The sequence below is a fragment of the Moorena sp. SIO1F2 genome (assembly GCF_010672755.1).
Lineage (GTDB): Bacteria > Cyanobacteriota > Cyanobacteriia > Cyanobacteriales > Coleofasciculaceae > Moorena.
In genome coordinates this window covers 1-13309 of the sequence record NZ_JAAHFV010000173.1, presented here as the reverse complement: position 1 = coordinate 13309, position 13309 = coordinate 1, and the positions used below count along the sequence as shown (strand labels likewise).

The 13309-nt window shown below is 45.7% G+C and carries 8 protein-coding genes and 2 pseudogenes; 6 read left to right on the top strand and 4 right to left on the bottom strand.

All coding sequences use genetic code 11. From position 1 onward, the window contains the following. Positions 1 to 39 precede the first annotated feature (39 nt). Positions 40 to 165 (top strand): hypothetical protein, encoded by a 126-nt coding sequence (locus F6J94_RS19710; RefSeq protein ID WP_293043551.1) that lies wholly within the window; start codon positions 40 to 42, stop codon positions 163 to 165. 19 nt (positions 166 to 184) lie between these two features. Here the strand turns inward: F6J94_RS19710 and F6J94_RS19705 are convergent. The 3 genes and pseudogenes from F6J94_RS19705 to F6J94_RS19695 form a co-directional block, all read right to left on the bottom strand. After that, positions 185 to 1492, bottom strand: a pseudogene (locus F6J94_RS19705) (RNA-guided endonuclease InsQ/TnpB family protein). A gap of 91 nt (positions 1493 to 1583) precedes the next feature. Beyond that, the gene (locus F6J94_RS19700) at positions 1584 to 2741 is read right to left on the bottom strand and encodes an aspartate carbamoyltransferase catalytic subunit (RefSeq protein WP_293043549.1); all 1158 of its coding nucleotides are present in this window, start codon (positions 2739 to 2741) and stop codon (positions 1584 to 1586) included. Positions 2742 to 3325: 584 nt separating this feature from the next. Next, positions 3326 to 4801 (bottom strand): phospholipase D-like domain-containing protein, encoded by a 1476-nt coding sequence (locus F6J94_RS19695; protein WP_367142240.1) that lies wholly within the window; start codon positions 4799 to 4801, stop codon positions 3326 to 3328. A 209-nt stretch (positions 4802 to 5010) separates the two neighbouring features. On the opposite strand from F6J94_RS19695, the gene F6J94_RS19690 reads away from it, so the two are divergent. The 5 genes from F6J94_RS19690 (at position 5011) to F6J94_RS19670 (ending at position 12973) form a co-directional block, all read left to right on the top strand. Next, positions 5011 to 5391, top strand: coding sequence for a hypothetical protein (locus tag F6J94_RS19690; protein ID WP_293023259.1), 381 nt, complete (start codon positions 5011 to 5013; stop codon positions 5389 to 5391). Between the two features lie 132 nt (positions 5392 to 5523). Then, a complete protein-coding gene (locus F6J94_RS19685) occupies positions 5524 to 6687 on the top strand; it encodes a cysteine desulfurase family protein (protein ID WP_293043547.1) in 1164 nt (387 codons plus the stop codon). Positions 6688 to 6826: 139 nt separating this feature from the next. Continuing rightward, entirely contained in the window at positions 6827 to 7582 is a 756-nt protein-coding gene (locus F6J94_RS19680; RefSeq protein WP_293043545.1) for a DUF1995 family protein, read from the top strand. 207 nt (positions 7583 to 7789) lie between these two features. Beyond that, entirely contained in the window at positions 7790 to 11065 is a 3276-nt protein-coding gene (locus F6J94_RS19675; RefSeq protein ID WP_293043543.1) for a hybrid sensor histidine kinase/response regulator, read from the top strand. Between the two features lie 99 nt (positions 11066 to 11164). Then, a complete protein-coding gene (locus F6J94_RS19670) occupies positions 11165 to 12973 on the top strand; it encodes a SpoIID/LytB domain-containing protein (protein ID WP_293043541.1) in 1809 nt (602 codons plus the stop codon). A gap of 221 nt (positions 12974 to 13194) precedes the next feature. Here the strand turns inward: F6J94_RS19670 and F6J94_RS19665 are convergent. Then, positions 13195 to 13309: pseudogene (locus F6J94_RS19665) on the bottom strand (ferredoxin); the annotation flags it as partial.

The following is a 13309-nucleotide window of genomic DNA, read 5'->3' as shown; positions in this document are numbered from 1 at the left end:
TTATTTTGGGTTTGGTACAGGCGTCAGTGAGATGGGGTGATGGTCAGAGTTTACCTTGGGGCAATTGATGTACTCGAAGACCACAGTAAAGATTACGGTTTGCTGATTCTAACCCTTAAAACTTACCACTACCGATTAATTGACATACTCCCGGCGCTGAATTAAAAATTACAGCGCGGGATTCTTAACTACAGTTAATTCTTGATTCAGCGACACCACTTACTGTTTCAAGTTGCCCATCTACAGCAGAGGTGGTAGTCTCCTCAAGCGTTCCCGGTTCCCCGGCAGTTTCCCTATGCCCTAGGGTACTGTTATACTCAACACCTAGAATGTTCATGCCTTTCTTTAAAATATTTAATGCCGCATTCGTATCTCGACAAATTTCTGTTTTACATCTTTGGCATTGATGGGATAAGCGTGCTAAGTGATTTCTTCACTCGATGACCACAATTTGAACAATCTTGGGACGTATAATTAGGAGAAACAGCTATCACTGTCTTATCCCAAACCTTGCCAAAATAGTCTAGCCATTGAGTGAATTGATACCACGAAGCATCAGAAATAGACTTAGCTAAATGATGGTTCTTGACCAGATTTTGTATCTTGAGGTCTTCATATACCACAACATCGTTAGATGTCACTACGCATCGAGCTAACTTAACAGCCCAATCTTTACGTTGGCGTTGAACCTTGCCTCCTAGCGTCGGCAGGCTAGCGCCAACAAATGTGCTTTCCCTAATCTAATTCGGGCTTTGTGGTAGTTATTTGATTGGGGTTTCTTCCCCTTCACAAATTTTCTAGATAGCCGTCGTTGTAGTTTCTTGATTCGCTTTTCAGCTCGTCTTAAATACTTGGGATATATGGCGGCATTGTCGTTTTGGTCTTTATAGAAATACTTCAGACCTAAATCAATGCCTACTACATTCCCAGTATAGTTTCCCGGTTCAGACCGATTAGCATCAAAACAGAATTGTGCATAATAACCATCAGCTCGTCTCACCACTCTCACTCGATTAATCTTAAGTCTAAATAGATCTTCTCTGGTCTCATGATTACAGAATAGAGAAAACTTACCCGCTTTAAACCCATCGGTGAAATTAATCGTTAGACAATCTTCTGAAAGTTTCCATCCAGAGGTTTTATATTCAACCGTTCGCGCAGCGTCGGCAAAGCCGTTGCGAGAGTGTTTTTTGAAATGAGGATAGCCTTTCTTTTTGGCTCCTTCTCTACAACGGCGATAAAAGCTAGAGACAGAATTCCAAGCCCTCTCAGAGGCGGCCTGACGCGCCATCGAGTTTAACTTTTTGGCAAAAGGAAACGCACGAGCCAGTTCTTTACATAGCAGAGATAGACGAGCTTTGTTTACATTTGGCTCGTCCCGCCATAGTCTAACTGCTTTATTCATGATGAACTGTGCAGTTTTTATGGCTTCATCCAAGGCTTGATATTGAACCTTAGACCCGTTTAACAACTTGGCTTCTCTAACTATCATGATTTAATTTTACCATAAACAAACGCAGATAACTAAAAGTTCTGCATTCTTTTTTTTATTGGTCGCAATTCATCCCAACACCAAACTAGCGTTATGGTGTGGGCCTTCTTGCTCCATTAAGGTAAAGTAACGCCATCCTAACCGCAACTCCACTAGTCACCTGTTGAGGGATTAAGCTAATCTGGGGATCATCCATCAGCTCAGAACTAATTTCAACGCCTCTGTTAACTGGACCAGGATGGAGAATGTGAACGTTGGGTTGGCAAAGTTGGAGGCGCTCCCGGGTAATCCCATAACGCTGATGATATTCTCTCAAACTAGGCAACAAATGATTCGTCATACGTTCTTTTTGCAGCCGCAAGGTCATTACAAAGTCAGCATCTTTTAGTGCTGGTTCAATCTCCCAGTGAACATAGAGCTTAGGATGGGTAATTGGTAACTGTTGCGTAGAGGTAAGGGAATGGCTGGCTTGACTTGTGATCGGTACCGTTGCTTCTACAATCACAGGGGTTTCGGTGTACTGCCGCTGTTGACCAAGGCTAGACTTAGCCCATAACTGTTGCTGTTGCTTTTGCCTAGGTTGTTGGAGACGAGTACTACTGTATTCAGCAAATAATTGCGGAAGTAGGGTAGGTGGTCCAGCGAGATGAACCTCTGCCCCTGTCGCAAGCAGACTCCAGATATTGGAACGGGCAACTCGTGAGTGCAAAATATCTCCAACAATGGTAATCTTTTTTCCAGCAAGCAGTTCTATCCGGGGATTATCCCAGTCTAAGCAAGAACAAATTGTAAACAAATCCAGCAATCCTTGAGAAGGATGTTCATGTTGACCATCACCAGCGTTAAGTACACTTACCTGGACACCGAGTCGATTCATCTCAGTAGCAATAATTTGAGGAACTCCCGCCTGCCGATGGCGAATCACCATCATATTAGTTCCCATTGCCAGGTAAGTCTTCGCTGTATCAAGAATCGTTTCGCCCTTGCTTAAGGAAGACGTTCCTGGTGCAAAGTTTAGGATATCAGCAGAAAGACGTTTAGCCGCTAGTTCAAAACTGCTACGAGTACGGGTTGATGGTTCAAAAAACAAATTCGCAACCACGTGACCCTGTAGTGCAGGTACCTTTTTGGTTCGTCGGGACAATACCTCCCGAAAGCTAGCGGCAGTTTGTAACACTGTATTGTATTCATCTGGCGTAAAATCAGCCAGGGCAAGAATATGGCGGCGAGTCCAGGTGGCATTTGCCATAGAAGTCGTCAAGCAATTCAATAACTTAGTTTTGCTGCTCCTAACAGCTTTGAGAATTTCTGACACCCAGGAAACCCTAGATATCGATTAAGGTTAGCAGGTCGAGCAGTATTACCTACTTGGTATTATTGAGCCCCAAAACCTCAGATAACCTCAGCGCAAACCTGTGTTAAGGAAAAAAGCTGGTTTAGTGTTCGGTCTAAGAAGGTTTTCAAGAAAAGGTGCGACCCAAGGCCAGGTTCCCCAGCCATTGGAAAACGCACCATTAGCAGTTAATTTAAATCAATTGATTTAATCGATTAAATCCGCAAGTTAAATGCCCAGCACCATAAAACTGCGGTCAACTAATCTCCTGTCCGGTTGAATACTTAATAATTCCTTGATAATTAATCACGCTTTTTTGCTCGGACAAAACCGATTTGTGAACAGGCCATGACAGATTGGTGGACGTTTTATCAATGACTGATCACTAACGACAAAAAACCACAGACTATTTTAAAAGTGATTAACCGGACTTGATATAACACATCTATTTAATTGAGGGGTATAACCCGTCATGCCAACTATTCAATAGTATGCTCTACTCAAGAATATGGGTCAAGAGGCACACATTTTTGTTGCTGTGCTTTAATCTTTTGCTGAACTTTAACTGGTACTCCCTTCACTGCTTTACCATAGAGGCGTTGAAATTCCCGCTCAAAATGGGCAGCAACCATAGGACTATGAATAACTAATACCGTCTCATCGTTCCTGGTATTTGCTGCTTTTGACCAGTTGTGAGAGCCCGTAATCACTGTCTTTCCATCAAGAATGGCAAATTTGTGATGTAAGACATCTCCTTCTGGCAACTGAGGCACACCGACAGTAGCAATCGGTTGACGCCAAGGACGGTTACCAGTCTCATATTTACACTTGTGAGCAACAGCTACTCCCATCATGTCCAAACCCTCACTGTAATAGCGAAAAGCAAAACTTGGCTCAATTAGCGCTTTGACCTTCACACCCTGTTGATGGGATTCCTCTAAAACATTAGTTAGCCGTTGCTCGGAAAAGACAAATAAAGCGATGTTAATGGTTTCCCTAGCCTGAGGAAGGATTTGAGCGATCAGACCATTGCTACTCTGATGCCAAGGTTTGGTAGTGGAGGTTGGGGAGAATTGTATCGCGATAGTTGTATCCCCCACAGTCGTATCCCCCCCAGTTGTATCCCCCACAGTTGTATCCCCCAGTCTCACCTGCTCTACTGGTCGCCATGGCTTCTTGAGACCAAACTTACTGTCTGGTTTACCGCCAGCACCATCCCCCCACATCACGTTAAATTCTTGGGTGAATTGGTTAGCTAACTCTACACTGTCAATCTTGAGTAGATTGTTGGGATTGCCACGACTGTCTCGAAACTGAAAGTCACCATGTAGATCACTAAGAGTGAAGTTGGCTGAGGTAATAATAGAAACTTTCTTATCAATAACTATAAACTTATGATGCATTAAGCCACTGCCTCGAGAACCATCCGCTGTGTCATCAATCATAGGTACACCACCATTTCCTAAGATGATTAAAGCGTCTCCTTCTGAAATTTCCGTTGCACTCAGCTGACCATCTCCGTCACGGTCGATCAATTTTAGAGACTCATTGTAGCGTGAGCGTTCTCTTTGGGGCAGTTTTGCTACTGAATCAGCGGTTAGTTTACTGACCGGAAGGCTGTAGTTATTGTCTAAAATGACTCTGACTTTGACACCAGCTTGCTTACGTTCTACTAAAGCTTGGGCAATTCTGGGCATACGCAACTCCTGAACCGCCACATCTACTGTTGACTTTGCTGATGCGATCGCATCCACAATCACTTGCTCCAAGTTATCTCCCTCCCGAGTTACTCCCCGGTAAGGATCGGTGTATTGGGCTGACCTACTATGATTAAAGTAAGCCTGAACCCAAGGGTCTTGGGGCAGAGGGGGTTCAACAGACACCTGTGGCTGAGCTTGTTGACAGCCACACAACATCAATAGTATCAGCAAAGGATAATACAAATTCCAGTAAATACACGCTGGTTGGGAACTCAAGGCATCAAAAAACCCGATTGGATAGCTGATTTCCCCATGCTAACAGCACAATCTTCAAATAGATGCAGTTGTTGAATTAACATAAAATACCAGGGGATATCAGTTGCCATCTTGTTCAACTACCCCCCCCTAATTGCCTTTTTCTTATGGAATGCCTTACACCGAAGCCTAATTAGCGGGTTAGGGAGTTTAACCCGAACTACTGTCTTATGCCAAGACGAAAGAAAACATTCCCGTGTGGCCACAAGGGGTATGGTAAAACATGCCACCGATGTGATCAAAAAAACCGAGCACGGGAAGAGAAAAAACAGCAAAAACGGCAGTGGGAGTCTAGTTTTCAAGATGATCCCATTGACTTAAAAAACCTTCCTACCCATGTGGTGGTCAAAGCCCGTGGGATAATCGCTGGTTTGGAAAATCACCAGGATTACAGAGAATTTGGTGGCAAGCGGCTGCGCCACAACCGCTGGATCATCAGTATTCCTGTAACGCGCAACTACCGAATGATTTGTCACGACCAGGGTAGCTTATTAGTTCCTCACGCGGTTTTGTCCCACGAGGACTATAATGTTGGTAAACCAGGTGGTTAGTTATTAGTCACTACTTATTCGTTTTCAGTTATTAGTCACTAATTATTAGTCTTCAGTTATTATTCATCAGTTGGAGAGAGACCTGGAAAGGTTATATGCTGAAGGTAGAGATAGCTGGTTGCCTGAAAACCCATGCAAATTTATCTGGACTATAGCGCCAACACACCACCACGCCCAGAAGTCATTACAACTATTCAAGATATCCTTACCCAGCAGTGGGGTAATCCCTCTAGCTTACACCAGTGGGGTCAGCGAGCGGCTATTGTACTGGAACAAGCTAGAATACAGGTGGCTAGGTTAATCAATGCACCAGCGGAATCGATTATATTTACCTCTGGCGGTACCGAGGCGGATAATTTGGTAGTGATGGGGGTTGCCCAAGGCTACAAAAAACCCCAGCATATGATTATTTCTAGTGTAGAGCATTCTGCGATCGCTCAACCAGTAGCCTGGTTGGAACAGTGGGGTTGGCAAGTGACTAGGCTACCAGTGGATTCACTGGGACGGGTCAATCCCAGTGATTTAAAAGCTGCCCTACAGGCAAATACAGTTTTAGTCTCCGTCATCTACGGTCAAAGTGAAGTAGGTACGCTCCAACCTATTGATGAACTCGGACAAATTGCTCGTCAACAGGGTGTCCTGTTTCATACCGATGCAGTTCAAGTAGCCGGACGGCTACCTATCGATGTTCAACAACTACCGGTGGATTTGCTGTCGATTTCCAGTCACAAAATTTATGGTCCGATGGGAGCAGGGGCACTGTATATCCGCCCTGGTGTGGAGTTAGTTACCCTGATCTCCGGTGGTGGACAAGAATCCCGATTGAGGTCTGGAACCCAGGCGGTGCCAGTAATTGCTGGGTTTGGCATGGCAGCAGAACTAGCAGCAGCGCAAATGCTAACAGAGACACCTCGGTTAATTCGATTACGCGATCGCATGTTTGACCAACTCGCTGATACTCCCAATCTCATTCCCACTGGTTCTCGAGACTATCGCTTACCCCATCACGTTAGTTTCTGTGTGACTTCCCCTGGTGAGGGTGTCACTGGAAAAACTCTAGTGCGCCAGTTTAATCAGGCTGGTATTGGGATTAGTGCAGGTTCCGCTTGCCACAGTGGTAAACTGAGTCCGAGTCCGATCTTGTTAGCAATGGGTTACAGTGATACAGCTGCTTTGGCTGGAATTCGGTTGACACTGGGGCGAGATACCACAGAATCTGATGTAGATTGGACGGTGATGGTACTCAAGCAAATTTTAGAACGACTGATGCCACAACCAACATTATCCACGGTCTAAGTTAAAGTCTAACTTTGCTCAAAAAAGGCTCAATTGCTCCTATGGGTAGGGTTGATTGGGTGGGATTAGTGTGGCGAGACATTTATATTTGAAGCCATTAATATTAAAGTCTTTGATAAAGACACATACGGACAGACTCATGAGTGAACTTCCTTTGAGCTTAGAAGACGCGATCGCTCAAGCTAAACAAGCGACCAAAGCCGCCCTAGATGACGGTCAAACCAGGGTACAAGTGGAGTTGGTCTTTCCAGAAATTGCCCTGCAAGCCCAGTCAATTGCCCAAGAATTTATTCCTATTTTTGAGCAGTATGGCTCCGGACTGAAAATATTCTTTCCTGATACTGGTGCTTCAGCCCTTGCCCTTCGTGACTGGGGAGAGGTACCGTTTAAAATTACTGATGTTGGCACCAGTCGCTCCCCAGCAGAAACTAGAATTGATGATGATGACCAGCTTTTCTTGCTAGTGGGTCCGTCTGCCGTGGAAGTAGCCCAAGTGGAAAAGATTTGCAATTTGGCTGGGGATCGCCCTTGTGTGATCCTAAATCCTCAGCTCGAAGATGTCTCGATTGTAGGGATTGGCTATGCCGCACGTCAGTTACGCGATCGCTTCCTGAAAACCCTGGAGTCTTGTTATTATCTGCGACCCTTTCCAGGAGGGGCTCTATGGCGTTGTTACCCTTCTGTGTGGCAAGTATGGCTAGAAATCGATGATGAGTATCAGTTGGTGACTGAAGAACCCAGCAAACCGACAGCAGAGGCTATTGAGCAAATTATACTTAAGGCAAGTCTAGTTAACACAACTAGCCCAGAAGATTCTAAAAGTATACCATCTGCCCAAAAAAAACAGTCGTTATTCTCAGGTATCCAGAAATTCTTAAATGCTCTGAGTCGTTGAACTTACAGTTGAACTGAGATCAGAAAAACGTTATTAGAAATCTAGCTAGCGAGGCCAGAAAACCTCGTATGTATAGATCCGAGAGTGTTAAGCTACCTCTTGGCTAGTTAGTGGGATGAAATTTTAGAACTATCATGGAGGGAACCGGCGAACTGGCCAAGGCAAAAGGTCAAAAATGTGCGCGTATGTGGAATTAATGCTTTCCGAATGTCTAACAACCTAGATGCTCAGCCACCAGAAGTAATCAAAGACGAATTTAACCTAGATAACTTCCTAGAAGATATACCTGATATAGAGGAAGTGGAAAAACCAACTACTGATATCATCCCATACCAGACCGATGATGCTGGAGAACCGAAAGTTGGCATGGAAGAACTAAATAGCTTAGCTGATATCTTTGAAGGTCAGACCCCTGATTTGGATCAAACCTGGCAAGAAGAAGAAATTATCGCTCCAGATAACCAGCAGTTGTCTAGCCAATCAGACAATTCTATCACTACAGACGAACCACAGGATTTATCTGACCTGATTAAAGAACTTGATGAGTTGGACATTCCGGAGGCAGCAGAGTCTACCGAGGAAGATTTACTCAGTTTGTTCGATGAGGAATTTCCAGAAGAAGCAGCCTTTGAGTTACTACAGTCAAGGGAGTCAACTCGAAAGGATAGTCAACCTAACCTTACTCCAAGCCTGACAGATAAAGACCTTGAAGAATTACTTTCTTTTGGGAGTAGTGAGGGAAGCCTAACTCAAAAAACTAACCCAGCGGACGAATTAAGTAGTTTATTTGATGATACCTTTTTTGAAGAAAATAGCTCAAGCTCGGAAAGTACTCCTCCCACCAAATTAGATAGTTATGGGATGGGCAAACAGCAGCCTATCCCACCAAGCACCCCATACCCGGACCCCACCCACACCGACCTGAATGAAGATTTCAATCTGGTCAATGACTTGGAGCTGATTCCAAATCACCCCCCTGCAAACCATGAACAGCCAGCAATTAATTCCCCATCAACCACAGGGTCTCCAAAGCCCACCTCGACTTCAGATCGACCCGGTGAGGCGTCTACACCCACTCGTAGTCCAACTGTCAAAGGAAAAAATAGAAAATCCCATCCCATAAAATCAAACAAATTACCAGATTCATCACCAAAACCATTACCAACAACCCAAGATCAATGGCAGCAATTAGAGCAGCTGTTGGCAGAAGCTACCGCACATTACCAAAACGTTGATTTTGACAGTATAAAACCTCTGGATGTGACCTTACCCACTGCTGAGGTGGGATCAGAGCAGAAAAGAATATTTGATGAACTAGAACTCCTATTAAATGAAACTAGTAGCCCTGAACCTAACCACTCCCTAGACCAAGAAACCCCGCAAACCAATCAGGTGGATTCAGTAGAGGATGACTTTAAAGACATCGAGCACTTGCTAGAGCAGGCAAATCAAAGCATCTCTGCTATCCCAGGAGGGATGAACCAGGAGCTGTCTCGCCAAACAAGGCGTCCGAGGTCTAAGCTATTTGAACAAACCATGCGGGTACCGGTTAAACAACTGGACACCCTGAGCAATTTAGTGGGAGAACTGGTGGTTGGTCGCAATAGCTTAGAGCAAGATCAAGAACGGCTGCGGCAATTCTTAGATAATTTATCCCATCAGGTATCGAGCCTCAACGATGTGGGTTTGAAAATGCGGGACTTGTATGAGCGAACCCTGCTGGAAAATTCCCTATTGTCTAGTAGTAGGATTTACCGCACTACAAGCATCCAAGAACGGGAACAAGGAAACCAGAATTGCACCAGCAAAGAAGACTATCACCCCCTGGAAATGGACCGCTTTACAGGCTTCCATTTGCTATCCCAAGAGATCATTGAGCTGATTGTCCGGGTTAAGGAGTCGGCATCTGACATTGAGTTTTTGGTGGATGAAACCGACCAAGTAACTCGTACCCTCAGACAGGTAACTAATCAACTCCAAGAAGGACTGACGCGATCGCGTATGGTGCCCTTTGCCCAGGCAGCAGACCGCATGCCCCGTGCAGTCAGGGAAATTTCCTTGCAGGAAGGCAAGGAAGCCGAGCTACACGTTGAGGGGCGGGAAACCTTGATTGATAAAATGATCTTGGAACACCTCTATGATCCTATGACCCACCTGGTCAACAATGCCATTACCCACGGGATTGAGCTACCAGAGGAACGGCTGGCTGCGGGGAAGCCTAGGGCGGGTAAAATCACCCTCGGGGCATTCTACCAGGGAAATCAGACGGTGATTTCCATCTCGGATAATGGGGGGGGCATTGATCCAGATCGAATTAGAGCTAAAGCCCTTGAAAAGAATCTCATTTCCCCAACTGAGGCAAAAACCCTGAGCGACTTGGAGTTGTTCAATTTTATCTTCCACCCTGGGTTCACCACTGCTGAGAAAGTGACTGATACCAAAGGTCGAGGAGTAGGTATGGATGTGGTGCGCACCTGCTTAAGTGAAATTCGGGGAACCATTACTATCGACTCTACTCTCGGGCAAGGAACCACCTTTACCATTCGCTTACCCCTGACCCTGAGTATTTGTAAAGCCCTCTGCTGTGTAAGCGATCGCGCCAGAATTGCTTTTCCCATGGATGGGGTGGAAGACATGCAGGATGTCTCCCCTGACTGCATTCAGACCAATTCCCAAGGTCAAGCCTTTCTTCAATGGCGGGACACCCAGATCCCATTCAAGCCCCTCTCAGAGTTGCTGACCTACCATAGCCAACTCAGCCGGGCTAGTGTCTATGGCAGCCAACGGGAAGACAACCTGATTTCTGTGGTGGTACTGCGCAGTACAGGTAACATGCTCGCCGTAGAGGTTGATCAGGTATTAGGGGAGCAAGAAATTGTTATTAAGCAAATCGAAGGCCCTGCACCCAAGCCAGTAGGCATTACCGGGGCGACCGTCTTAGGGGATGGTCGAGTAATGCCCATTGCTGACGTTCTAGAACTGATTGACCTTGCTATGGGTCGGATTCGTAAAGATGGTGGTGTTGCGATCTGGCAAAGGATGGAAACTCCAACCGCCAGCGGAGCCGAGGTCAATCTCATCAAATCTGATCCCATGGTGTTGATTGTGGATGATTCAATCACAGTCCGTGAACTCCTTTCTATGACCTTCAGTAAAGCTGGTTATCGGGTAGAACAAGCCCGTGATGGTCAAGAAGCCTGGGATAAACTCCGGTCTGGTTTGCCTTGCGAGATCGTATTCTGTGACATTGAAATGCCCAGAATGGATGGTCTAGAACTGCTATCTCGCCTTCAAAAAGACCCAGATTTGTGCGAAATCCCCCTGGCGATGCTCACCTCTCGTGGTGCTGATCGACACCGGAAAGTAGCTGCTGATCTCGGTGCTAGAGGCTATTTTACCAAACCCTATCTAGAAGACGTGCTACTAGATGCTGCCCAACGAATCAGGCAAGGGGAAGTGTTGTTAGCTCGAAGTAATCAATAGAGGTAATCCCAACAGGTAACTGCGGGCAGCATCTTCAACCAAATCATCCCAATCCCAAACCAAAGACCATGACCAGACCTGGTTAGGGTAACAATACCTGTGGAGGATCGTACTTTTCGGGATCTAGAATCGGGGAATGGGAATTATGGATTGGGTACTTTAAAAACTAAGCTAATGACAATAAAAGCGTTTGACTTGAATTCGCATCAAAATACGGCATCGGGTAAGACAGGTCGGTTTCGCAATTGGATAGTGGGGTTCACGAAAAAACCGATCTCTCTCAATTCCCCTGCTTCCAATCCCCATTTCCTAATACCGTTGATGACACTATCGTTGTGGGGACTACCAATCCTATCAGGGTTAGCCGCCAAAGCCTCAGATATCCCACTCAAAGTGGGAGTAGTGCAGCGCTTTGGAGATGAACCAACTGACAAGCTCACCCTGAAAGCTGCCCCGGACGATCAGCTAACCGTCAAATTTTTAGGCGGTGATATGCAACCGAAAACCAAGCAGCTTAGCAGCCTTAAGCTGGAAATAGTCAATAAACCGTTACAGCAGCCCCAGATCGAAGAGTACGTGGTCTTGAGTAACCATGGGACCTTTGAAACTGCAGAAGATAGTGCCAATAAATGGCGGGAAAAGGGGATTGAGGTGGAAGTTGCCAAGCCTGACCGCTGGCAGGTGTGGGCAAAACGGAGTGTTTATCAAACCCCTTTATTGCGACGTCTACTGCTAGCAAGTATCAAAGCCAAAGGTGATACTACTGCTTATATTGATACTAACGTTGTCACCGAGGTGCCCCATGCTTCCTTTGTGATTGGTAACTATCGCTACCATCGACGGGAAATCGATATTACTGCTGGTAAAAATCTGATCTGGGTTAGCAAAGGAGAAAATAACCGTAGGACAAGACTTTATCCTGGTAGTCTACGCATCCAGCCCAATGCCTATGGTGACTATACCTTAGTAAATCAGGTACCTCTAGAAAGCTACTTGCGGGGTGTGGTACCTCATGAAATTGGAGCTGGAGCACGCTATTCAACCGTAGCTGCTCAGAGCATTATTGCTCGCACCTACGCCTTGCGGAACCGACGCCGATTTAATGTTGACGGTTACGAACTCTGTGCCGATACTCACTGCCAGGTTTATTTCGGAATAAATCAAACCAATCCAGTGGCTGACCGTGCGATCGCAGCCACTAAAGGTCTAGTGCTGACCTACAACAATGAGTTAGTAGATGCCCTGTATTCCGCTGCAACTGGTGGAATCAGTGCGCCTTTCAGTGATGTTTGGAATGGGTCAGAACGTCCTTACTTAAAAGCAGTGGTAGACTCCCCATACTCCCTCTGGAATTTGTCACAAAAATCCTTAGCAGACGAACAAAATTTCCGTGAGTTCATGAACTTGAAGCAAGGATTTAATGAGACTGACAATAGTTACTTATTCCGCTGGAAGTACAACAATAGCTTAAAACAAGTCACCAGCCATTTACAACGCTATCTCAAAAAAACCAAACACCCCCTTGCCAACTTCACTACCATTGAGCATATGGAAGTGGTAGAGCGTTCACCAGCAGGACGAGTGCTGAAAATGGCGGTAACAACGGATCGGGGTATCCTGGAGCTGAGTAAAAATGAAGCCCGCAGCGCCTTTGGTCCTCCCCGCAGCACCCTCTTCTACGTAGACCCGATTTATGACAAAGCCAACCAAACCCTCAAAGGCTTCGTGTTCGTAGGTGGCGGCTTTGGTCATGGGGTTGGCTTCAGCCAACACGGTTCCCAAAATTTAGCTAAACTCGGTTGGTCCGCAGAAAAAATTCTCAGCTTCTATTATCCTGGTACTCAAATTCAGCCTTTGAACAATTCTATTATCTTCTGGCAAAATGCCAGCGCACTAGTCACGCCCTAGTCTAATCAAGGGTCAAAGAGGGGAGAAAGTGAAGATACGGAAGAATTTCAGGAAAATAACCTCCTTCTCCTCCTTGATTTAGCTTGGATTTAGCGTGATTTCGCCATCATCCCATTACCTAATCATCTCATCACCCGGTTTTCGGCGATGGGGAAGTAAGGAGCTCAAAGAGTAAAATACCCAACTTCTAAGCTCTCTTACTTCCCCTGTGTACTAAGTACTTAGTACAGAGCATCCTCTTGATGAGTTTCGATCGTGCAATCAGAGGTGGGGTAGGCCACACAGGTCAGAACGTAGCCAGCCGCAATTTGCTCATCATCCAGGAAGGATTGGTCA